The organism is Amycolatopsis sp. NPDC114505 (assembly GCF_055633615.1).
The window spans coordinates 747,610-768,883 of record NZ_JBVKDV010000002.1; the positions used below are offsets into that span (position 1 = coordinate 747,610).

Sequence of the window (21,274 nt, forward strand, 5' to 3'; positions counted from 1 at the left end):
CGTCTGGCATTCCGGCGCTCAGTGTTCGATCATTGCCCCGGCAGGGGTCGATATGTGGCCCAGAACACTCTCGGCGGGAAGGCGATCGACGTGGCTGATCTCAAGAAAGGCGCGCGGATCACCGGCAACACGCGCGACAAGCTGGCCGCTGACCTCAAGAAGAAATACGAGAAGGGCTCGAGCATCCGGGCGCTCGCGGAGTCGACGGGGCGTTCCTACGGGTTCGTCCACCGGGTGCTGTCGGAGTCCGGGGTCCAGCTGCGGGGGCGCGGCGGGGCCACGCGGGTCAAGAAGAAGTAGTCAGGAACTGCTGCGCGGGGGGCGCGCAGTGGAAGCTTCGGCCGCACGGAACGTCAGGTACGCCCCGAGCAGGACCAGCGGGTACACCAGATAACCGTATCGAGTGGCCGGGGTGAGCAGGATCAACGCGCCGAGTCCGACGGCGATGCGCAGGACTGCGCCGGAGCCGTTCGCGGGGGGCCGGCGCACCAGCCAGAGCACCATGGCCACGGCCGCGGCGCCGACGAGCGCGAACGCCGCCACCTGGCCCACCGGACCGGTTTCGGCGATGAGGTGACCCGGCAACGGGCTCGCCGCGGGCGACCGCACAGCGCCCATCCCGAGGGGAAAGCGGAAGACGTGCTCCACGAACGCCGCCGGGTCCACGAGGTACACGGGCAGGTGCAGCGCGGCCGTGGCGGCCACCAGCGCTGACGCGAACCGCCCCACGGCGGGCCAGTCGAGCCCCTTCCCCCGGCGTACCAGCACGAACACCACCAGGACCGCGGCCGCGGGCGCGACGATGAGCTTCGCGCTGACGACCAGTGCCAGCACCAGGCCCGACCAGGCGGCCCGCCCGGTGGCGGCGAGTGCGCACGCGAGCACCAGCAGCCCGACGATCGCCAGGTCCGGCCCGGCGACGGCCCAGGTGAGCGCGGTGAGCGGGCAGGCCAGCGCGAGCTGGGCGGCGCCGACCGGGACCTTCGGCCACTTCAGCAGTTTCAGCGTGCCCAGCACGCACGCGCAGGCGGCCAGCGCGAACATCCAGCGGGCGTCGGTGAGCGCGTCGCCCAGCGGGGTGCCGCCGAACACCGCGCGCGGCAAGCCGAAGATCGCCATCACCGGGCCGTACGGCGTGTAGTCGTTGACCACCGGCGCCCGGCCGAGCGCGGTGACGTCGACGTACGGGGTTCCGTGGTGCAGCAGCAGATCCGCGGACCGCTCGATCACCCAGACCTCGGGCTGCGCGGCCCACGAGAACGGCGTGATCAGCCAGTCCACACCGGTCAGTCGCCGGATCACCAGAAGCAGCAACGGAAGGATCATTGCCAACAGGGCGACCGCGGCGATCCCGCACCAGCGCGAGCCGAGCACGCCGCGTGGCGTCCGCCCGGTGCGCGCGGACAGCAGCAGCCAGCCGCTGTGCAGCGCGCCGAGGGCGTAGGCGACCGTCGCGAAGTTGCCCCAGACGCGGTAGCCGTAGAACTCGGACTTGAGCGCGGTGGGCAGGGCGAAGGCCAGGCAGGCGAGGTAAAAGCCGAGGTCCCAGCGCAGCGGGGCGCGCTCGAGCGTGGCCGCGGGGGCCGTGAAGAGCCGTGCCGCGCGCCGCCATGCGGGCGCCCGGCCCACCTCCGTTCCCACCCGGCCAGGCTACCGAGGGTTCAGTCGAGCTCTCGCAGGTGGGGGAGCAGGTCGGCGGCGGCTTCGGTGGCTTTGACAACGTCGTCGTGACCGGTCGGCATCAGGACCAGCTCGGTGAAGCCGGCCTCGATGTGGCTCCGCGCGAGCCGAATGGCACTGTCCGCATCGGACGGCAGCCGGAACTGCGCGGCGCGGCGGACCGTCGCCGGGTCGCGGCCGACCGCCTCGCAGTGCTCGTCCAGCACGCGCGAAAGCCGTTGCAGCTCGGTGATTTCCGTGCCCGGCAGCGCCGCGTTCAGCCAGACGTCGGCGTGCTCGGCGACGACCCGCAGGCCGCGCTTCTCGCCGCTGCTGCCCAGCCACAGCGGCGGTTTCGGCTGCCGGGGCTTCGGGTCGCTGCGCGCGGCGGTCAAGGTGTGGTGGCGGCCGCGGTAATCGGTTTCTTCCCGAGTCCACAGCAGACTGAGGATTTCGCAGGTCTCGGCGAGTCTTTCGACGCGTTCGACCGGTGGCGGCGTCGGCGTACCCATCATCGCGTCGGTGAAGGCGTCGCCGCCCGCGCCGAGGCCGACGTCGAGCCGGCCGCCGGAGAGGTGGTCGACCGTCGCGGCGATCTTCGCGAACGTGCCCGGGTGGCGGTTCGTGTTTCCGGACACCAGACATCCGATGCGCACCCGCTGCGTCGCCTCGGCCATCGCTGCGAGGAGTGACCAGCCGTCGAAGACGTCGCCGGTGCGGTCCGGGCCCATCGGGGCGAGGTGGTCGAAGACCCAGCAGCCGTCGAAGCCGGCGTCGTCGGCGATGGCCCAGATCTCGCGGAGTGCGGCGATGCCGATGTGCTGCTGGGGTGGCTTGAGTCCGACGGTGACCATGATGCACTCCTGATTATCAGTGTGACAAATCATCAGTAAAACTGACGATCAGCGTAAGGGTAGAGTTCTCGCATGTCCAGCGATCTCGCCGTCCACCGCCGGCTCGGCTATCTGCTCAAGCACGCCCAGCTGCGGCTCGCCGAGCTGGCCGAGCCGCGGTACGCCCCGCTCGGGATCACCGGCCGTCAGCTCGCCTTGCTCACGCTGTTCGGCGACGGGCAGGCGCTGTCGCAGCAGGAGGGTGCGGCGCGCCTCGGCATCGACCGGACGACGATGGTCGCCCTGGTCGACGAGCTGGAGGACAAGGGACTGGTCCGGCGCGAGGTCGCGCCGGGCGACCGCCGCAAGCGCCTGGTTACGCTGACCGCCGAGGGCGAGCGCGTTCGGGTGGCGGGCGAGGAAGTCACCCGGCAGGCGGAGGCCGCGCTGCTGGCGCCGCTCGGCGAAGGAGATGCGGAACGGCTGCGCGCCGCGCTGCACCGCGTTGTTCGCGCGGAGTGAACGGCGGCGGGAAGCAAATGGACGACGGTGGCGTTGTCCAGGTCATATCCGGAGAAAACCTCAGCTATAGTAGAGGTTTTGACGCACTGGGGGTTCCTCATGGACAACACCTGGGCGCTGCTGAGCTCGGCGATGCGCGCCAACGACGTACCGAAGGGGCTGACCCGCGGCACGCTGAAACGCGTCGCGCGGTTCGCCCGGCCGCACTGGCGGCGGCTGCTGGCCTTCCTCGTGCTGACCGTGATCTCGGCGGTCCTCGCGGTGTCGACGCCGGTCCTGGCGGGCAAGGTGGTCGACGCGATCGTCGGCGGCCGTGACCTGCCGCTGGTCGTCTGGCTCGCGGTCGTCATCGCGCTGCTCGCGGTCGCCGACGCCGGGTTCGGCCTCATCGAGCGCTGGCAGTCCGCGCGCATCGGCGAAGGCATCATCTACGACCTGCGCCGCGCGGTGTTCGAGCACGTGCAGCGGATGCCGATCGCGTTCTTCACGCGCACCCGCACCGGTGCGCTGGTCTCGCGGCTGAACAACGACGTCATCGGCGCGCAGCGGACGTTCACCGCGACGCTGTCCGGCCTGGTGACCAACACGATCCAGCTGGCGCTCTCGCTGGCGGTGATGCTGACGCTGTCGTGGCAGGTCACGCTGCTCGCGCTGGTGCTGCTGCCGATCTTCGTGCTGCCCGCGCGCCGGCTCGGCCGCCGGATGGCCGGGCTGCAGCGGGAAGCCGCGAACCTCAACGCCGGCATGACCACGCAGATGACCGAGCGGTTCTCCGCGCCGGGCGCCACTCTGGTGAAGCTCTTCGGCCGGCCGGTCCAGGAGGCGGACGACTTCGGCGTGCGCGCGGGGCGCGTGCGCGACATCGGCGTGCGGACCGCGATGCTGACCCGCTGGTTCATGACGAGCCTGACCCTGGTTTCGGCGCTGGCGCAGGCACTCGTCTACGGCCTCGGCGGGTACCTCGCGCTGACCGGCAAGCTCGCGCCGGGTACCGTCGTCGCGCTGGCGCTGCTGCTGACCCGGCTCTACGCGCCGCTGACCGCGCTGGCCAACGTCCGCGTCGACGTCATGACGGCGCTGGTGTCGTTCGAGCGGGTCTTCGAGGTCCTCGACCTGAAGCCGATGATCGAGGAGAAGCCGGCCGCGCGTGCGCTGCCCGCTTCTTCCGGGGTCGCCGTCGAGTTCTCCGACGTCCGCTTCGGTTACCCCGCGGCGGATCGGTACTCGCTGGCGTCGCTGGAGGACGTCGCGACGCTCGACCACCGTGGCGGCGACGAAGTCCTGCACGGGATCTCGTTCCGCGCCGAGCCGGGGCAGATGGTCGCGCTGGTCGGGTCGTCGGGGGCGGGGAAGTCGACGATCGCGTCGCTGCTGCCGCGGCTCTACGACGTCGACTCCGGCTCGGTGCGACTGTCCGATGTGGACGTCCGGGACCTGACTTTCGCTTCGCTGCGGGAGACCGTCGGCGTCGTGACGCAGGACGGGCACCTGTTCCACGAGACGATCCGCGCGAACCTGGCGTACGCGCGTCCGGGCGTCACCGACGACGAGATCTGGGCGGCCCTGGAGCGGGCCCGGCTCGGCGAGCTGGTGCACTCCCTGCCGGATGGCCTCGACACGACGGTGGGGGAGCGCGGCTACCGCCTCTCCGGCGGCGAGCGTCAGCGGCTGACGATCGCGCGGTTGCTGCTGGCGCAGCCCAAGGTCGTCATCCTGGACGAGGCGACCGCGCACCTGGACTCCGAGTCCGAGGCGGCGGTCGGCGAGGCACTGACCCACGCACTGGCCGGCCGCACGGCCCTGGTCATCGCCCACCGCCTCTCGACGGTCCGCGCCGCCGACCAGATCCTGGTCCTGGAACACGGCGAAATCGTCGAGCGCGGAACGCACGAAGAGCTCCTGGCCGCCAACGGCCGCTACGCAACCCTCCACGCAACCCAGTTCGCAGAACAAGAACCCGCCGTCGCGTGACCCAGGCGGACGACACGCGTACCTGCACGGACGACACGCGTACCTGGATGGACGACACGGCTCAGCCGCCCGGCCTGCGCCGTGTCGTCCGCCTGGGTACGCGTGTCGTCCAGCTGGGTACGCGTGTCGTCCGGCCAGGTACGGGGGTTATGTGTTCGGGAGGGACTTGTAGAGGGCTTGGACGAGGGCCATCTTGCGGGGGTCGTCGCGGATCAGGGGGCCCAGCTGGTTGAGGGTGTAGCCGAAGGCGAGGCCGTTCTCCGGGTCGGCGGCGCCGGTGGAGCCGCCCAGGCCGTCGTGGCCGAAGGCCTGGGGGTTGGGGCCGAAGCCGCGGGCGTCGCTGCCGAGGTAGAAGCCCAGGCCCCACTCGTTCGGGAGGCCGAGCACCGCGTCGATCTCCTTGCCCTGGCTCTCGCGCGCCCGGGCCAAAGCCGAGGACGACAGCAGGGTGCCGTCGACGAGCCCGTTGTAGATCGTGGCGATCGCGCGGGCCGTGCCGTGGCCGTTCAACGCCGGCATGACGGCGTGGCGGAAGGCCGGTTCGTTCGCGTGGTGGCCGGCGAGCTGCGGGTTGGTCAACGCCGCCTGCGCGACCGGGCCGGCGCTCGCGAACGCCGTGGCCAGCGCGTTCGCCATCTCCTCGGTCATCACCGGGTCGACGAGGGTCGCGCAGCGGTCCAGGTCGGCGTCGGGACCCAGCCCGATCGAGAAGTCCGCGCCGAGCGGCCCGGCGACCTGCTCGGCGAAGAACTCGCGGATGCCCTGCCCGGCGATCCGCCGGACGACCTCGCCGACGAGCCAGCCGTACGCCAGCGCGTGGTACCCGCCCGCGGAACCGGGCTCGTACAACGGTTCCTGCGCCGCGAACAGCGACGTCATCAGGTCCCAGTCGTACAGCTCCTCGACGGCCACCGGCCGCTCGAGGCCGATGCCGGGGACGCCGGAGCGGTGCGTGAGCAGCCACCGCACCGGGATCTCGCCCTTGCCCGCGGCGGCGAACTCGGGCCAGTACTTCGCGACCGGCGCGTCGACGTCCAGCTCGCCGGCGTCGGCGAGCCTGTGCGCGCAGATCGCGGTCATGCCCTTGGTCGTCGACCAGACGTTGGCGAGGGTGTCCGGCCGCCACTCCCGCACGCGGTCCGGCCCGGACCAGCCGCCCCACAGGTCCACGACGACCTCGCCGTGCCGGATGGCCGTGAACGCGGCACCCAGCTCGCCGCGCTCGCGGAAGTTCTCTTCGAAGGCCTCGCGCACCGGCTCGAACCCGGGAGCGCACTCGCCGTGCACCGTCGCCGTGGCACCGTCCATGGGATCTCCTCAGCTCGTCGTTGAGCACACCGACCAGTCGGTATGGAGACGCTAAAGCGGGCCGGGCACGCCCGTCAAGGCATGCCCGGCCGGTGCTTATTCACGGAAAAGGCGGCTACTTCAGCCGCGGCACGATCGCGCCGTACTTAGCCAGCAGCGCCTCGTTCGCCTGGTCGCCGCCCTCCACATTGGAGCTGCGCCACAGCGGGACGTCGAGACCCTCGGCCGTCCCGCGGTCGTACACCTGCGCGAGGACCAGGTTCCACAGGAACGCGTTGACCACAGTGGACAGCGGCGCGGTGTGCGGCGCGTCCGGCGGGTAGCTCGCGTCGCCGGGGATGACCAGCGAGTCGAGCACGACGGTGCCCTGCTCGACCAGCGTGCTCGACGACCGCTTCGGCGCCGCCGCCACGCACGCCCGCGACGTGATCGCGATGACCGCCGCCCCGCGCTCGCGGGCCTCGATGCACAGCTCGACCGGGTACGGGTTCGACCCGGACGTGGAGAACACGACCAGCACGTCGTCCGCCCCCGGCGCGCGCTCGGCCAGCACCTCGGCGGCCAGGCCGGTGCGCCGCTCGGTCTTCGTGCTGCTCACCGCGCCGTGCAGCGGGAGCAGGTCCGGGTGGTACAGCGGGTAGACGCACGCCAGGCCGCCCGCCCGGTAGAACGTCTCGGCGACGGCCGCCAGCGAGTGCCCGGCGCCGGCGGTATAGACCAGTGCGTCGGCCCGGATCACCCCCAGCACCAGATCCGCCGCTTCGCGCACCGCCTCGGCGTTGGCCTGTTCGACGTCCGCCAGTTGCTTCGCGACGCTGCCCGAGATGTCCGTGGCGCTCACCACACCCACCCTTCCGTAGGGGACCGGGCGCCGAATCTACCGCGAAGATGGTGCTGCACGGTGGAATAGCCTGGTGGACGGGTGCGGTTGACCCGAATGCAGGGCGACAGGAGGACACGGGTGAGCGAGGCGGAACCGGCGATGTCGGTGTGGCCGGCACGCGGGCGGACCGAGGCGGTCGTGCTCGTGCTCCACGGCGGCGCCGAGCACGGCACGGGCAGTGTGCCGCCCTGGAAGCTGGCCTACCTCCGGATGGTCCCGATCGCGCGCGCCCTGCACCGGGCCTGCCGCAAGGACGGCGTCGAGGTGCGGCTGCTGCGCAACCGCCGGTACGGCTGGAACGCCCCCGCCATGGACCCCCTCGACGACGCCCGCTGGGCCCTCGACCGCATCCACGCCGACCACCCGGGTCTCCCGGTCGTACTGGTCGGGCACTCGATGGGCGGCCGGGTGGCGCTGCGCGTGGCCGACGACGCGGCCGTGCGCGGGGTCTGCGCGCTCGCGCCGTGGACGCCGCGGGGTGAGCCGGTCGACGCCGTCGCCGGACGCTCGGTGCTCATCGTGCACGGCACCCGCGACCGGATGACCAGCCCCGCGGAGTCGCACGCGTTCGCCGAACGCGCCGAGGGCGTCGCCGCCCGTGTCGCCCGCTTCGAGATCGCCAACGAGGGTCACGCGATGCTCCGCCGGTCGTCCGTCTGGACCCGGCTGACGATTGCTTTCACACTGGAAGTGCTCGCTGGGGACACTGCCGACGAACTGCGCGGCGCGTGGGCCGCGCCGGGGCCCGAACGGCTCCGAATACCCGTGTAGGACCGCCCCGGACAGGGCATCTTGCGAAGCGCGCCGCGGGGGTGCGGCGACTACGATCGATCACCGGCGCACCAGGCCGGGCGGAGGGAGAACCGTGACCACCTCGAGTGTTGACCGCGCTCAGAACATCCCCGACGAGTCCCGCTGGCCGGGCTTGGCCAGCCCGCCGCGTTCTCCGCTGCGCGCCCGGATCGCCGCCGCGCTGTTCCGCCGCGCGGTCCGCCCGCTCGACCTGCGGGTGACGTTCCCCGACGGCACCGTGCTCGGCGCCGGTGGTCCGGAATCACCCGAAATGCGTATTTTGCGCCCCGAGTCCTTCTTCCACCGCCTCGGTGCGGACGCCAAGATCGGCTTCGGCGAGTCCTACATGGCCGGCGACTGGACCGCGTCCGACCTGGCCGAGGTGCTGACGCCGTTCGCCGCGCGGATGGCCACCCTCGTGCCGCCGGTGCTGCAGAAGTTCCGGAAGATCGCCGAGCGCACGCAGCCGCCGGCCGAGGAGAACACCCTCGAGGGCGCGCGGGCCAACATCCACCGGCACTACGATCTGTCCAACGACCTGTTCGGGGCGTTCCTCGACGAGTCGATGATGTACTCCTCGGCGCTGTTCGGCCCCGGCGAGGACCTCACCGCCGCCCAGCACCGCAAGATCGACAGCGTGCTCGACTACGCCGGCGTCCGCGAAGGCAGCGAAGTCCTCGAAATCGGCACCGGATGGGGTGAACTCGCCATCCGCGCCGCGGCCCGCGGCGCCCACGTGACGTCACTGACCATTTCGGAGGAACAGCGCGCGCTGGCCACCGAGCGGATCGCCGCGGCCGGGTTCAGCGACCGCGTCGAGGTGAAGCTGTGCGACTACCGCGAGTCGAGCGGGCAGTTCGACGCCGTGGTCAGCGTCGAGATGATCGAGGCCGTCGGCGCGTCCTACTGGCCGACGTTCTACGCGACGATCGGCGAGCGGCTGCGCCCGGGCGGGCGGTTCGGGCTGCAGGCCATCACCATGGACCACGACCGGATGATGGCGGCCTCGCGGGCCTACACCTGGATCCACAAGTACATCTTCCCCGGCGGCATCATCCCGTCGGTGCGTTCCGTGGAGGACGGCCTCGCGGCGAACACCCGCCTCAAGCTGGCCGGGATGCGCGAGTTCGGCCAGGACTACGCGCACACGCTACGGTTGTGGCGCGAACGGTTCCTGCACCGCTGGGCCGACATCGCCGGGTTCGGGTTCGACGACGTCTTCCGCCGGATGTGGGAGTTCTACCTGGCCTATTCCGAGGCCGGGTTCCGCTCCGGATACCTCAAGGTCCACCAGTTCGGCTACGAGGCGACCGGCAAGTAACCCCGCCGGACAACCCGACCCCGGTGCCGGACGTCCCTCTTACGAGGACGTGCGGTGTACTGACGGCGACACGTTTGTCCGGATCGGGATTGGGTGATGGTGATGACGTACCGTGGCGACGACGGCGGGCGCCGGATGCCGCCGCCCCGGCCCGACGGCCGATCCCGGGACCACCAGCGCGCGCAGATGATGCCGCTGCCCGGGCGCGGCCAGAGCCCGTACGACGAGCGCACCCGCCCGATGGGCACCCGCGAGGACGAGCGGCAGTACGCGCCGGCCCCGCGGCAGGACCCGCCCCGGCGTCCGGTGGACGACGACTACCCGCCGTCCCGGCCGCCGCGCCGGCGCCGCTGGAGCTTCGGCAAGGTCCTGCTGACGCTGCTGCTGGTGTTCGTCGTCTTCGTCGCCGGCATCTGGGTCTACCTGGAGTTCTCCATCAAGCGCGTCGACGCGCTCGCCGACTACTCGGGCCGCCCGGTCGCCGCGTCCGGCACCAACTGGCTGATCGTCGGCTCGGACAGCCGCGAAGGCCTCACCGCGGAGGACGAGGAACGCCTGGCCACCGGCGACGTCGCGGCGGCGGGCGGCGGGCAGCGCACCGACACGATCATGGTCGCGCACATCCCCGACAACTCCACCAAGCCGACGCTGCTGTCGCTGCCGCGCGACTCGCAGGTGGCGATCCCCGGCCACGGCAAGAACAAGATCAACGCGGCGTTCTCGCTGGGCGGGCCGAAGCTGCTCGCGCAGACCGTCGAAGGCGCCACCGGGCTGCACATCGACCACTACGCCGAGATCGGCTTCGGCGGGTTCGCGAAGATCGTCGACGCGATCGGCGGCGTCGACATGTGCATCGACAAGGACATGAACGACACGGTCACCGGCATCAGCATCAAGGCGGGCTGCCAGTCGCTCGACGGCCGCGGCGCGCTCGGCTTCGTCCGGATGCGCCACAGTGACGCGACGCCGCGCTCGGACCTCGACCGCGTCGCCAACCAGCGCAAGTTCATCGGCGCGCTGGTCAGCCAGATCGCCAGCCCCGGCACGCTGCTCAACCCGTTCCACTTCTTCCCGCTGCTGGGCTCCGGGCCGGACGCGCTGACGATGGACTCCGGCGACCACGTGCACAACCTGGCCGGCCTGGCGATCGCGATGCGCGGGATCTCCTCGGGCGGCGTCGTGACGACGACGGTCCCGGTCACCAGCGGGTCCGCGGAGAACTGGGACAAGACCAAGTCGAAGCAGCTGTTCGACGCGCTGAAGAACGACACGGAGATCCCCGACAGCGCCATCACGAATTAAATCGGGAGCGCTTCAGCACTCGGCCGGGGCACCATGGAAGCCATGGAGACCCCGGCCGAGACTTTTTCCCGCGACGAGTTTTCGCTGAGTCGCTGGTCCTTCTCCGATCGCGCCTGGCTGCCGACGGTGGTCACGGAATCCGGCGCGCACCTGGCCGACTGGGTGCCCTGGGCGACCGGCGGCTACACGGACGAGGACGCGGCGGCGTTCTTGCTCCTGACGCACGAAAACTGGGAAACCGGCCGGGCGTTCGAGTGGGCGATCCGCGTGGACGGCGTGCTCGCGGGCGCCGTCGGCGTGATGACCCGCGAGGGCGGCGTCGAGATCGGCTATTGGCTAGCGCGGGACTTCACCGGCCGCGGCGTGGTAACCCGCGCGGTCGCGCTGCTGGTTTCGGACGCCTTCCACCGCGGCGCGGGGTACGTCGAGATCCGGCACGACGAGGCGAACGTCCGCAGCGGAGCGGTTCCGGCCCGGCTCGGGTTTTCGGTGGTGCGCAAGGAACCCGGCGACGACGGGCCACCGGCGTGCGTCGGCGTCAAGCAGGTGTGGCGGAAGGAGAAGCCGTGAAAGAGACGTACACCGGGGACGGCTTCACGCTGACTCGCTGGCAGCTCACCGACGCCGTGGACCTCACCGCGACGATCGCCGGGACTCTCGACCACATCGGGGCCTGGCTGATCTGGGCCGCCGATGGCTACACCGCCGAAGACAGCGCCGAGTTCCTGGAACGGACCCGGAAGAACTGGGAGACCGGCGAGACGCACGACTTCGCCATCCGGGCCGGCGGGGCGATCGCGGGCGGCGTCGGCACGATGGCGCGCGAGGGCGGTGTCGAGATCGGCTACTGGCTCGCGCGGGACTTCACCGGCCGCGGCCTGATCACCCGGGCCGTCGAGCTGCTGACCGCGGAAGCATTCCGGCTCGGCGCGGGGTACGTCGAGATCAAGCACGACGAACGAAACGTCCGAAGTGGAGCGGTGCCCGCGCGCCTCGGCTTCACGAAGGTGCGCGAGGAGCCGGCGGAGAAGCCGCTAGCCCCAGCGTGCGCTGGGATGAACCACGTGTGGCGTAAGGAGAAGCCGTGATACTGGGGTACGTCGGAAGTCATCCGTGGCCGTGCACGCGGTCCGCTTTGGGAAAATCGAGCACCAATCGGGCCGAGCGGCGCGGGCACCGCGCCGAAGCGCACGAGTACGGGGTCCGGCCGCGACGCCGGCACGACCGGCCGAGAGGCTGGCGGGTGGCCGGCGCGCAGCTGCGCCGGCCCCGGCCTTGGCCGCCCCGCCGCTGACCGCTCAGGAAACCTTGTTCCGCTCCCGCAGGACCTTGAGCGCCTGGTCGGCGTGGACCGTGAAGTTCAGCTCGCTCTTGATCTTCTCGAGCACCTTCCGGTCCTCGCCGATCACGAACGTGGCGCGCTTGGCGTGCAGCGGCAGCAGCTTCCGCCAGACGCCGAACTGCTTGGCGACCTCACCCTCCACATCGGACAGCAGCGGGTAGTCGAAGCCGTTGGCTTCCGAGAACTGCCGCTGCTTGGTGACGCCGTCCGGGCTGATGCCGATCCGGTGCGCGCCGACCTCGGCGAACTCGGCGGCGAGGTCGCGGAAGTGGCAGCTCTCCGCGGTGCAGCCGCCGGTCATCGCGGCCGGGTAGAAGAACAGCACCACCGGGCCGGTGGCCAGGAAGTCCGACAGCGTGCGGTCGGCGCCCTGGTCATCGGGCAGCGTGAAATCGGGGGCGAGGTCTCCGGCTTCCATGGAGGTCCCTTCTCGTCGGCGGCAGAACCCATCCTGCCGGGTCTTCGGAGCCGCCGCGCACCCGGCTTGGTCACCCTCCGGATCAGCGGGTGGGGTGCCGGGCGATCAGCTCGTCGACCTCGTCTCCCGTGGCCGAGTCGCTCACGAACGGGCCACGGGCCGCCAGGACGCCCAGCTGGCGCAGCCGGGCCGCCTGCTCGTGCGTCCGGACGCCCTCCGCGCCCACCCGCAGCTTCAGCTCGCGGGCGCGCGTCACCAGCTGCGTCAGGTGCCGCAGGGCCGGCTCCGGCGGCGAGTCCGAGTCCAGTGCGTCGACCACCGCGCCCGACAGAATCACGTGGTGCACCGGCAGCCGGCGCTGGGGGATCAGCTCCAGGTCGGCCGAGCCCGTGATCGTCAGGACCAGCTGGGTGCCCAGGTCGGACAGCACCGCGAACGAGTCCAGCACCTCACCGCGCGGGTCGAGGACCGATTCGCGGTCCGTGCACAGCCGGAGCGCGTTCGGCGGCAGCTCGTGCTTGTCGAGCTGCTCCTTCACCAGCATCACCAGGTCCGGGTCGATCGCCAGGCGCGTCGGCAGCTGGACGCACACGTCCGGGGCCGCCGCGCCGAAGCGCGACCGCCAGCGGGCCGTCGCCGCCAGGGACTCCGCCAGGAGCCAGCGGCCCAGCGGCACCGTCATGCCGGTCGTCTGGGCCAGCGGGTAGAACTCGTCCGAGCCGAGCTCGCCCTTCTCCGGGTGGTTCCAGCGCAGGCCGGCGTTGACCGCGGCGAGGCGGTCGGGGTCGGTGAGCTTCACCGTCGGCTGGTAGACGAGCGAGAACTCGCCGTTCTCCAGCGCCCCGGCGATCACCGCGCCCAGCTGGTAGCGGCCGCGGTCGCGGGCGTCCAGCTCGGGGTCGAACAGCATCCACTGCGCCTTGCCGGCCTCCTTGGCCCGGTGCAGCGCGATCTCCGCCGCCCGCAGCAGCTCCGCGCCGCCGTCTTCGACCGCCGCGCGCACGACGATGCCGGCGCTCGCGCTCACGCCGATGCCGTGCCCGCCGAGGTAGATCGGCTCGTTGAGGTCCTCCAGCGCCCGTTCGACGAGCCCGACGACCTCGGTGGCCGTCAGCCGGCCCCGCAGCAGCACCGCGAAGCCGTCGCCGGACAGCCGGGCGACGAACCCGTCGTGGTGGCCGGTGAACACCGCCGACAGCTTGCTGGCGACCCCGCGCAGCACCTGGTCGCCGACGCCGGCGCCGAGACCGTCGTTGACGACCTTGAAGCCGTCGACGTCGAGGTAGATCAGCGCGATGTCGTCGCGCGCGCCGGCCCCCAGGGTCGCTTCGAGCTTGGTGGCGAACGACGACGCGTTCGGCAGCCCGGTCAGGGGGTCGTGCACGTTCTGGTGCAGCAGCCGTTCCTGCAGCAGGTGCAGCTCGTTCGCGTCGGAGACCATCAGCACCGGGTAGACCGAGCCCGGCCGGTCGCCGGGCAGCCGGGCGAGGGCGACGTCGGTCCAGAGCTGCCCGTCCTCGGTGTGGTCGAGCAGCATCCGCTCCTGGTAGCGCTCACGTCCGTTGCGCACCTGCTCGAGCCCGGCCTTGAGCCGCGAGACGTCGTGGTCGGTCGAGCCGAGGTCGGTGATGTGGCGGCCCCGCAACCGGTTCGGCGAGCAGCCGAGCAGCTGGCCGAGCGCGAGGTTGGCCTCCACGATCTCGCCGTCCGGGTCGGCCAGCGCGATCCCCATCGGCGACGCGGCGTAGAGCGCCGTGAACCGGTGCAGGGCGCCGCCGTGACTCGAGCCGGCGTGGTCGACCGCGTCGTGCGCGATCTCCAGCAGCAGTGGTTCCAGCTCCTCCAGCGGGAGTGTTACTCCTTTGGTGTCGGCCAACGTCGCCGCCCACCGGCGCGCCACGTCCAGCAGTCCTGGCGCGGCACCGGACTCAGGCACACTCCACCTCTTCACGCACAGGTCAGGCCAGTTCAGGCACGGTGCCGGGGATCATGAAGCCACACTAGGTACCCCTCGCCCGCGACCGATGCCACGCCATCATGCGCGTAACGGGGTGTCTACCGGCTGAACGAGTGAACGAATCTCCACATGCGGTAACTTTTTGTCACACGGCGTATGCAGTGGTGGACAGACCTGGGCTGCGAGAGGGTCAGCGACGGCTCAGACGCACCGGAAGACCGTCCGCGGGCACCGGCAGGGACACGTAATCCCACTTCGCCGTGTAACTCTCCGGAACCGACCAGCGGTGGGCCCGCAGCATTTCGTGCATCAGCAACTTCACCTCGAGACCGCCGAAGTGGAGCCCGATGCACTTGTGCGCGCCGCCGCCGAACGGCATCCACGCCATCCGGTGGGACTTGTCCTCGCGGCGCGGCTCGGCGAACCGCTCGGGGTCGAACTCGAAGGGGTTCGTCCAGTGCTCCGGCGAGAAGTGGTTCACCGTCGGCGAAACGCCGCACAGGGTGCCCGCGGGGATGTAGTGGCCGAGCACCTCGGTGTCCTTGACGGTCTGCCGGGTCAGCGACGGCACCGGCGCGACCAGCCGCAGCGCCTCCTTCATGACGAGGTCGAGGGTCTTCAGCTCGTCGATGGCGTCGATGTCGAGGATGTCGTCGCCGAGGGCGAGGGACTCCTCGCGGGCGCGTTCCTGCCATTCCGGGTGCTTGGCGAGGTAGTACGCCATCGCGCTGCTGGTGATGGTGGTCGTGTCGTGCGCGGCCATCATCAGGAAGATCATGTGGTTGACGATGTCGGTGTCGGTGAAGCGGTCGCCGTCCTCGGTGGTGGCGTGGCAGAGCGCGGTGAAGAGGTCGTCACCGTCGGACTTCCGTTTCGCGGGCAGGTTTTCGCTGAAGTAGCGCTCGAGGACCTTCCGCCCGTGCAACCCGGCCGACCAGCGCCCGCCGGGCACCGGGAAGCGCACCAGCGCGGTGCCGGCGCGCACGGAGCTGACGAACGCGCGGTTGATCCGGTGGGAGTCGGCGCCGCTGCGCATGCCCATGAACACGCGCGTCGCGACGTCGAGGGTCAGCTGCTTGAGCGCCCAGTACAGCCGCGGGCGTTCGGCCGAACCCCAGCTCGCGACGCCTTCGCGCAGCGCCGGGCCCATTTCGCCGACGTAGCCGGTGAGCCGCGGGCGGGTGAAGGCCTCCTGCATGATCCGGCGGTGCAGGTGGTGCTCGCCGAAGTCCATCAGCATCAGGCCGCGCTCGAAGAACTTCTCGATGAAGAACTTCCAGCCTTCCTGCGAGAAGGCCTTGTCCTTGTTGACGAGCGCGATCTGCGTCGCCTCCGGCCCGGACAGCGCGACGATCCGCCGGCCGAAGCCACCGGTCCACGACACGGGGCCGTAGAGCTCGAAGCGGCGCAGCCCGAAGGCGGGGCCGAAGCGCATCATCTCGAGCATGTGCCCGACGACGGGCGGGCCTTCATCGCCGAGCACGGGCTTGAGCCCGCTGCCGGCGGGAGGAGTGGCGAGCTCCTTGACGGGCCACCGCGACTGCAGCCACCGTTCATCGACCCGGTGGGGGAGGGGAAGCGCGGTCAGGGGCGGCACGCGTTCACGCAGTGCCTCGGCGGCTCGGCTCACGGTGCCCGGCAAAGTGACCATCTCCCCACTGAGATCGGCTGTCCCCCCACGATGCACCCTTGTTGACGATGTGACAACACCTGGGCGGCCGTCCTTTCGGGTGCTTCTCGGCGCACTGCAGTGCGGCCGAACGTGGGGGCGCGGAGGCGGGTGCATGCCGCGTTGGAGCCGAACGGTCGGCGTACCCGACGCCGGCGCTCGGCGGAAGGTGGGGGTGCGGGTCGGCGTATCCGATGCGCGGCGGACCGGCGGGAGTGGTTGCGGCGAACGCCGCGCGGGTGCCGAACGCCGCGCGGGTGCCGAACGGGTCGGCGTGCGCGAACGGGCGGCCGTGCGCTCGGCCGGCGTGCCCGACCTGGCGGCCGTGCACTGGGCCGGCGGCGGCCGACCGAGCGGCTTCCCTCAGCGGGCCGCAGTGCGGCGGAACTCGGTCGGGTTCGTGCCCCGGACCCGCTTGAACGCCGCGCTGAAGCCGAAAGCGTCCGAGTACCCCACCGCGCGGGCCACCTCCGCGACCGTCTTGTCCGCCCGCTCGGCCAGCAGGTCGGCGGCCAGCGCCATCCGGCGGTGGGTCAGGTACGTCAACGGCGGTTCGCCGACCAGCTCGGCGAACCGCTTGGCCAGCGTCGAGCGCGACACGCCCGTGCGACCGGCCAGCGTCCCGACCGTCCACGGCGCCGCCGGTTCGGCGTGCAGGAGGCGCAGCGCCTGGCCGACCACCGGGTCGCGCTGGGCGGTCCACCACGCCGGGGGCTCGCCGCCGGGTCGCTCGAACCACTCGCGCAGCGTGCACACCAGCATCCAGTCCAGCAGCCGGTCGAGCACCACCTGCTGACCTGGCGCGTCCACGGCGACCTCGGCGGCGAGGTGGTCCAGCACCGCGTCACCGGTACCTCCGCCGGCGACGCGCAGGACGGCGGGCAGCGCGTCCAGCAGGCGGGCCCCGATCTCGCCGCGCACCGGGTAGGCGCCGACGATCAGCGTCGTCGCGCCGTCGCCGGGGTCGTGCCAGCCGCGCCGGTGGCGCGTTCCGCCCTGCTCGGGCGCCGCGCAGTCCTCGCCGCACGCGACCGGTTCGGCCGGCGTGCCGACTTCGTCGACGAAGCTGAAGGTCGCGGGCCCGCGCACGACGACCGTGTCGTAGGCGTTCAGCGGCTCGGGTTCCCCGGTTTCGGGCACGATCCAGCCGCCCCCGGCGAGGACCGTGCACAGGGTCAGCGGCGCGCCGTCCACGAAGCGCAGGGACCACGGCGCGGACAGCGCCGAGCTGCCGAAGAGCGAGCCGTGCGCCCGCAGGTCACCGAAGGCGTCCACGTCCCCGAGATTAGACGATCACGCAGGCATTCCGGCTTCTCACCCATGGGATCGTCCGAGCGGACCGAGTTCACTGGACGCCATGAACGCACTCACCCCCGACGACGCCGAGTTCCTCGGACGCCCGCTGCACGGGTTCCTGACCGTGGCCGGCGGCCAGCCGCGCCCGGTGTGGTTCGAGGCCACGGCCGACGGCATCGAGCTCTTCACGGAACCGGACGCGCCCAAGGTGCGACGCCTGCGCCGCGACCCCCGCGCGTCCCTCGTGGTCGCCGCGCCGGTGGGGGAGCGCGAACGGTGGGTTGCGGTCGCGGGCCGCGTCACGGTGGAACCCGATGGCGCACACGACCTCGCGTCCCGCTTGGCCGCGCGCTACTGGGACCTCGACGACCCGGTCCGCGCCGCCGACCTCGCGGCCATCCTGGCCACGGACCAGGTCCGCCTGGTCCTCCACCCGGAAACCGTGCACCGCTACGCCTACTGAACTGCCGTGGAGGGCTCCCGGAGCCCTCCACGGCAGCGTCCGTCAGGCCAGCTCCGCGCGCACCTCCCGGGCCGCCGCCACCAGGTTGCGCAGCGCCGGCTCCACCTCCGCGTACCCGCGCGTCTTCAACCCGCAGTCCGGGTTCACCCACACCCGCGACGCCGGCACCGCCCCCACCGCCGTCCGCAGCAGCGAAGCCACCTCGGCCGGCGACGGCACCCGAGGCGAGTGGATGTCGTACACGCCCGGCCCGACGCCGCGGCCGAAACCGCCCGCGTCGAGGTCCGTCAGCACCTCCATCTTCGAGCGCGCCGCCTCGATCGACGTGACGTCCGCGTCCAGCGCGTCGATCGCCGGCAGCACCTCGCCGAACTCCGAGTAGCACATGTGCGTGTGGATCTGCGTCGCGTCGGCGATCCCGGACGTCGCCAGCCGGAACGCCGACACCGCCCAGCCGAAGTACTCCTGGTGCCGGGAACGCCGCAGCGGCAGCAGTTCCCGCAGCGCCGGCTCGTCGACCTGGACGACGCGGATGCCCGCCGCCTCCAGGTCGTGCACCTCGTCGCGGATCGCCAGCGCCACCTGCCGCGCCGTCTCGCCGAGGGGCTGGTCGTCGCGGACGAACGACCACGCCAGGATCGTCACCGGGCCGGTCAGCATCCCCTTCACCGGTTTCGCGGTCAGGCTCTGGGCGTACCGCGCCCACGACACGGTCATCGGCGCCGGCCGCGAGACGTCGCCGTAGAGGATCGGCGGGCGGACGCAGCGGGAGCCGTACGACTGCACCCAGCCGTGCGCCGTCGCCGCGAAGCCGGTCAGCTGCTCGGCGAAGTACTGCACCATGTCGTTGCGCTCCGGCTCGCCGTGCACGAGGACGTCGAGCCCGAGGTCCTCCTGCAGCCGGATGACCCGCTCGACCTCCGCGCGCATCGCGGCGTCGTAACCGGCGTCGTCGAGCGTGCCGGCGCGGTGCGCGGCCCGGGCGCGACGCACCTCCAGGGTCTGCGGGAACGACCCGATCGTCGTGGTCGGCAGCGGCGGCAGCCCGAGCGCGGCCTGGGCCGCCGCCCGCTGTTCGTAAGGCGCCCGCGCGACGTCCGGGAGCGCCGCGAGCCGGGCGCGGAGGACCTCGTCCGCCGGCGCCGGGTCCGGGATCGCGGGCCAGGTGACGTCCTCGCCTCGCAGCGCACGGCCGAGCGCGACGACCTCGTCGACCTTCTGCCGCGCGAAGGCGAGCCGGCCGGTGAGCGGCAGGTCTTCGCGTGTGACGTCGTAAGGAACGTGCAGCAGCGAGCACGACGTCGACACGCTGACGGACTTCGCGACGCCGAGCAGGGTCGCGGCCTTGCTCAGCGCGCGCCGCGGGTCGGTCCGCCAGACGTTGCGCCCGTCGACGACCCCGGCCAGCACCTCCTTGTCCCGCAACGCCGGCTCGGCCGCCACCGCGTCCACAAAGGACTCATCGGTGACCAGGTCGACGGCCAGCGCGTCGATCGGCGACCGCGCCAGCACGCCGAGGCCGCGCCCCAGCCCGCCGAAGTACCCGGCGACCAGCAGCTTCGGTCGCGCGGTCGCCTTGCCGAGCCGGTGGTACGCGCGGATCAGCGCGTTCAGCTCGGCCTCGGTGCGGTCGGCGGCGAACGCGGGTTCGTCGAGCTGCACCCACTCGACACCCTCGTCGTGCAGCCGCGCCAGCAGGTCGGCGTAGCGGGGGAGGAGCGTGTCGAGCAGGTCCAGCGGGTCGAAGCCGCCGGCGGCCTTGCTCAGCAGCAGGAACGTCACCGGTCCGACGAGTACCGGCCGCGTCTCGATGCCCAGCGCGCGGGCTTCCCGGTACTCGTCGAGGGGTTTGGTCCCGGCGAGCGTGAACTCGGTGTCCGGCCCCAGTTCGGGGACGATGTAGTGGTAGTTCGTGTCGAACCACTTCGTCATCTCCAGCGCCGGCGCGTCCTGCACGCCCCGCGCGGCGGCGAAGTACGTGTCGAGCGGCGAAAGACCCGGCCGGGACGGCAGCGCGCCGAACAGCTCGGCGGTGTCGAGCACCTGGTCGTAGTGCGAGAACGTGTTCGACGGGATCGAATCCAGCCCCGCGTCCCGCAGTTCGAGCCAGGTCCGCCGGCGCAGTTCACGGCCGACGGCCAGCAACGCCGCTTCGTCGATCTTGCCCGCCCAGTAGCGCTCGAGCGCGCGCTTCAGTTCGCGGTCCGGGCCGATCCGGGGGTAGCCCAGCACAGTGGTGCCGATGGTCACAAGCTCTCTCCTCGCGAGCTGGTCCGAAGAGTCCGGACGCGCGCGAAGGCGAGCGTTTCGGTCGTGCCCATCCCGCGAGGCCCGGACTCGCGCACGCCGTCGGCGCGCGCACCACGGGCAGGTCTTCGGACTCGTGGGCGCACTGCGCAGACCTACCGGCCGTCGCTTCCCAAGCTCGCGCTCAGTGCTTCTTGACGGCTTTCGTTCCCACTCACCGCTGCGGGGCAGTCCCGGATTCGCACCGGGTTCCCTGTTGCCTCCCCGGGACCGGAGTCCCGGGGAACCAGTGGCGAGCCCGAGTCTAGGTCACTTGTCGAGGGTGACGGCGAAGAAGTCGGTGAGCTTCCCGACAGCGGGATCGATGTACTCCCGCTTGTCGTAGAGGTCGACGTGGCTGGCGCCCGGGATCCAGTGGACCTCCGCGGGGCCGGTGGCGCGCCGGTGGGCTTCCAGGCCCATCCACGCGGTGACGGCGTGCTCGCCGAGGACCTGCAGCATCGGGCGCGGACCGATCAGCGGGACGGCGTGGAAGACGTCGCTCGCGGCCATCTTGTCGACGCTGTCCCAGGTGAGGAACTTCGCCGACCGCTCGTGGCGGCCGCGGGCGCCGCAGTAGTACTCCCAGCCCTCACGGCCGTGCTGACCGCCGAGCGCACCGGCTTCTTCGGCGGTCTCAGGGAACATGGTGAGCACGCCGGGGTCGTCACCGCGGGCGGCGGCCGTGCGGGCTTGGGCGGCGGCGTCCAGCAGGCCCTGGAAGACGGCCGGGTCCTGGGTGCCGTCGGCGCCGTAGCGGAACTGGCGGGCCGGTTCGGCGGTGCTCACGGTCGCCACGGCCTTGACGCGATGATCGCCCGCGGCGGCGGCCAGCGAGTAGCCGCCGGAGGCGCAGATGCCCAGCAGGCCGATGCGGCCGGCGTCGACCTCGGGCCGGGTGGTCAGATACGAGACGGCGGCCTTGAAGTCTTCGATCCGCTGGGCGGGGTCCTCCAGCCCCCGTGGCAGGCCGCCGGACTCGCCCTGGTGGGCGGCGTCGAAAGCGAGGGTGACGAAGCCCCGCTCGGCCATCAGCCGCGTGTAGGTGCCGGAGGTCTGTTCCTTGACGCCGGTGCCGGGGTGACCGACGACGAGCGCCGGAAGCAGCGCGTCGGCGCCGTCGGGAACGTAGAGGTGCGCGGCGATGTCGAGGCCGGCGCTGGGGAAGGTGACGGTGGTGGTGGTCATGCCTCCACCCTCGCCCCGGGAGGAAGCAGGGAAAAGCCGCGGGTTCCTGCCTGGGAAGGATCCT

The 21,274-nt window shown here is 71.7% G+C and carries 19 protein-coding genes and 1 riboswitch; of the genes, 9 read left to right on the forward strand and 10 right to left on the reverse strand.

Annotation, left to right across the window (positions count from 1 at the left end; genetic code table 11):
- Positions 1-90: 90 nt before the first annotated feature.
- A complete protein-coding gene (locus ACZ7OU_RS21570; protein ID WP_003071237.1) occupies positions 91-300 on the forward strand; it encodes a helix-turn-helix domain-containing protein in 210 nt (69 codons plus the stop codon).
- Here ACZ7OU_RS21570 and ACZ7OU_RS21575 read toward each other — a convergent pair whose 3' ends face one another.
- Together ACZ7OU_RS21575 and ACZ7OU_RS21580 are read right to left on the reverse strand one after the other, a co-directional pair.
- The gene (locus ACZ7OU_RS21575) at positions 301-1,554 is read right to left on the reverse strand and encodes a glycosyltransferase 87 family protein (protein WP_470239005.1); all 1,254 of its coding nucleotides are present in this window, start codon (positions 1,552-1,554) and stop codon (positions 301-303) included.
- 107 nt (positions 1,555-1,661) lie between these two features.
- The gene (locus ACZ7OU_RS21580) at positions 1,662-2,513 is read right to left on the reverse strand and encodes an LLM class flavin-dependent oxidoreductase (RefSeq protein ID WP_470256378.1); all 852 of its coding nucleotides are present in this window, start codon (positions 2,511-2,513) and stop codon (positions 1,662-1,664) included.
- Between the two features lie 72 nt (positions 2,514-2,585).
- Between ACZ7OU_RS21580 and ACZ7OU_RS21585 the strand changes: the two genes are divergently transcribed.
- Complete coding sequence (locus tag ACZ7OU_RS21585) at positions 2,586-3,014, forward strand: MarR family winged helix-turn-helix transcriptional regulator (protein ID WP_470256379.1); 429 nt, start codon at positions 2,586-2,588, stop codon at positions 3,012-3,014.
- 99 nt (positions 3,015-3,113) lie between these two features.
- Complete coding sequence (locus tag ACZ7OU_RS21590; protein WP_470257641.1) at positions 3,114-4,985, forward strand: ABC transporter ATP-binding protein; 1,872 nt, start codon at positions 3,114-3,116, stop codon at positions 4,983-4,985.
- 147 nt (positions 4,986-5,132) lie between these two features.
- Here ACZ7OU_RS21590 and ACZ7OU_RS21595 read toward each other — a convergent pair whose 3' ends face one another.
- Both ACZ7OU_RS21595 and ACZ7OU_RS21600 read right to left on the reverse strand, forming a co-directional pair.
- Positions 5,133-6,293 carry a serine hydrolase domain-containing protein gene (locus tag ACZ7OU_RS21595; protein WP_470256380.1) on the reverse strand — a complete coding sequence of 387 codons (1,161 nt, stop codon included), beginning with the start codon at positions 6,291-6,293 and terminating at the stop codon, positions 5,133-5,135.
- 115 nt (positions 6,294-6,408) lie between these two features.
- Entirely contained in the window at positions 6,409-7,137 is a 729-nt protein-coding gene (locus ACZ7OU_RS21600) for an SIS domain-containing protein (protein ID WP_470256381.1), read from the reverse strand.
- Between the two features lie 117 nt (positions 7,138-7,254).
- On the opposite strand from ACZ7OU_RS21600, the gene ACZ7OU_RS21605 reads away from it, so the two are divergent.
- The 5 genes from ACZ7OU_RS21605 to ACZ7OU_RS21625 all read left to right on the forward strand — a co-directional run bounded on the left by ACZ7OU_RS21605 (position 7,255) and on the right by ACZ7OU_RS21625 (position 11,679).
- On the forward strand, positions 7,255-7,947 hold the full coding sequence (locus tag ACZ7OU_RS21605) for an alpha/beta hydrolase (RefSeq protein ID WP_470256382.1): 693 nt from the start codon (positions 7,255-7,257) through the stop codon (positions 7,945-7,947).
- 94 nt (positions 7,948-8,041) lie between these two features.
- Entirely contained in the window at positions 8,042-9,289 is a 1,248-nt protein-coding gene (locus ACZ7OU_RS21610) for a class I SAM-dependent methyltransferase (protein ID WP_470238294.1), read from the forward strand.
- A gap of 96 nt (positions 9,290-9,385) precedes the next feature.
- Entirely contained in the window at positions 9,386-10,591 is a 1,206-nt protein-coding gene (locus ACZ7OU_RS21615; RefSeq protein ID WP_470256383.1) for an LCP family protein, read from the forward strand.
- Positions 10,592-10,633: 42 nt separating this feature from the next.
- A complete protein-coding gene (locus ACZ7OU_RS21620) occupies positions 10,634-11,161 on the forward strand; it encodes a GNAT family N-acetyltransferase (RefSeq protein ID WP_470256384.1) in 528 nt (175 codons plus the stop codon).
- Positions 11,158-11,679 (forward strand): GNAT family N-acetyltransferase, encoded by a 522-nt coding sequence (locus ACZ7OU_RS21625; RefSeq protein WP_470256385.1) that lies wholly within the window; start codon positions 11,158-11,160, stop codon positions 11,677-11,679. Before ACZ7OU_RS21620 ends, ACZ7OU_RS21625 begins: the two co-directional genes overlap by 4 nt.
- 210 nt (positions 11,680-11,889) lie before the next feature.
- Here the strand turns inward: ACZ7OU_RS21625 and ACZ7OU_RS21630 are convergent, their stop codons facing one another.
- From ACZ7OU_RS21630 to ACZ7OU_RS21645, 4 genes are all read right to left on the reverse strand, one after another.
- A complete protein-coding gene (locus tag ACZ7OU_RS21630; RefSeq protein ID WP_155542548.1) occupies positions 11,890-12,351 on the reverse strand; it encodes a peroxiredoxin in 462 nt (153 codons plus the stop codon).
- Positions 12,352-12,433: 82 nt separating this feature from the next.
- Positions 12,434-14,251 carry a putative bifunctional diguanylate cyclase/phosphodiesterase gene (locus ACZ7OU_RS21635; protein ID WP_470257642.1) on the reverse strand — a complete coding sequence of 606 codons (1,818 nt, stop codon included), beginning with the start codon at positions 14,249-14,251 and terminating at the stop codon, positions 12,434-12,436.
- A gap of 247 nt (positions 14,252-14,498) precedes the next feature.
- Positions 14,499-15,959: a cytochrome P450 gene (locus ACZ7OU_RS21640; RefSeq protein ID WP_470256386.1), complete on the reverse strand. Its 1,461-nt coding sequence runs from the start codon at positions 15,957-15,959 to the stop codon at positions 14,499-14,501.
- 381 nt (positions 15,960-16,340) lie between these two features.
- Complete coding sequence (locus tag ACZ7OU_RS21645; protein WP_470256387.1) at positions 16,341-17,252, reverse strand: AraC family transcriptional regulator; 912 nt, start codon at positions 17,250-17,252, stop codon at positions 16,341-16,343.
- Positions 17,253-17,334: 82 nt separating this feature from the next.
- Here ACZ7OU_RS21645 and ACZ7OU_RS21650 point away from each other — a divergent pair, with 82 nt between their 5' ends.
- Complete coding sequence (locus ACZ7OU_RS21650; protein ID WP_470256388.1) at positions 17,335-17,736, forward strand: pyridoxamine 5'-phosphate oxidase family protein; 402 nt, start codon at positions 17,335-17,337, stop codon at positions 17,734-17,736.
- Between the two features lie 42 nt (positions 17,737-17,778).
- Here the strand turns inward: ACZ7OU_RS21650 and metE are convergent, their stop codons facing one another.
- A complete protein-coding gene (gene metE / locus ACZ7OU_RS21655; RefSeq protein WP_470256389.1) occupies positions 17,779-19,986 on the reverse strand; it encodes a 5-methyltetrahydropteroyltriglutamate--homocysteine S-methyltransferase in 2,208 nt (735 codons plus the stop codon).
- 99 nt (positions 19,987-20,085) lie between these two features.
- Positions 20,086-20,289: riboswitch (cobalamin riboswitch) on the reverse strand.
- Positions 20,290-20,292: 3 nt separating this feature from the next.
- Positions 20,293-21,210 (reverse strand): alpha/beta hydrolase, encoded by a 918-nt coding sequence (locus ACZ7OU_RS21660; RefSeq protein ID WP_470256390.1) that lies wholly within the window; start codon positions 21,208-21,210, stop codon positions 20,293-20,295.
- Positions 21,211-21,274 lie beyond the last annotated feature (64 nt).

Bases quoted from the DNA above. Each gene is read 5' to 3' on its own strand.
- ACZ7OU_RS21630 (WP_155542548.1), bottom strand. From the start codon at position 12,351: ATGGAAGCCGGAGACCTCGCCCCCGATTTCACGCTGCCCGATGACCAG.
- ACZ7OU_RS21580 (WP_470256378.1), bottom strand. From the start codon at position 2,513: ATGGTCACCGTCGGACTCAAGCCACCCCAGCAGCACATCGGCATCGCC.
- ACZ7OU_RS21615 (WP_470256383.1), top strand. From the start codon at position 9,386: ATGGTGATGACGTACCGTGGCGACGACGGCGGGCGCCGGATGCCGCCG.
- ACZ7OU_RS21640 (WP_470256386.1), bottom strand. From the start codon at position 15,959: ATGGTCACTTTGCCGGGCACCGTGAGCCGAGCCGCCGAGGCACTGCGT.
- ACZ7OU_RS21590 (WP_470257641.1), top strand. From the start codon at position 3,114: ATGGACAACACCTGGGCGCTGCTGAGCTCGGCGATGCGCGCCAACGAC.
- ACZ7OU_RS21585 (WP_470256379.1), top strand. From the start codon at position 2,586: ATGTCCAGCGATCTCGCCGTCCACCGCCGGCTCGGCTATCTGCTCAAG.
- ACZ7OU_RS21620 (WP_470256384.1), top strand. From the start codon at position 10,634: ATGGAGACCCCGGCCGAGACTTTTTCCCGCGACGAGTTTTCGCTGAGT.
- ACZ7OU_RS21650 (WP_470256388.1), top strand. From the start codon at position 17,335: ATGAACGCACTCACCCCCGACGACGCCGAGTTCCTCGGACGCCCGCTG.
- ACZ7OU_RS21595 (WP_470256380.1), bottom strand. From the start codon at position 6,293: ATGGACGGTGCCACGGCGACGGTGCACGGCGAGTGCGCTCCCGGGTTC.
- ACZ7OU_RS21660 (WP_470256390.1), bottom strand. From the start codon at position 21,210: ATGACCACCACCACCGTCACCTTCCCCAGCGCCGGCCTCGACATCGCC.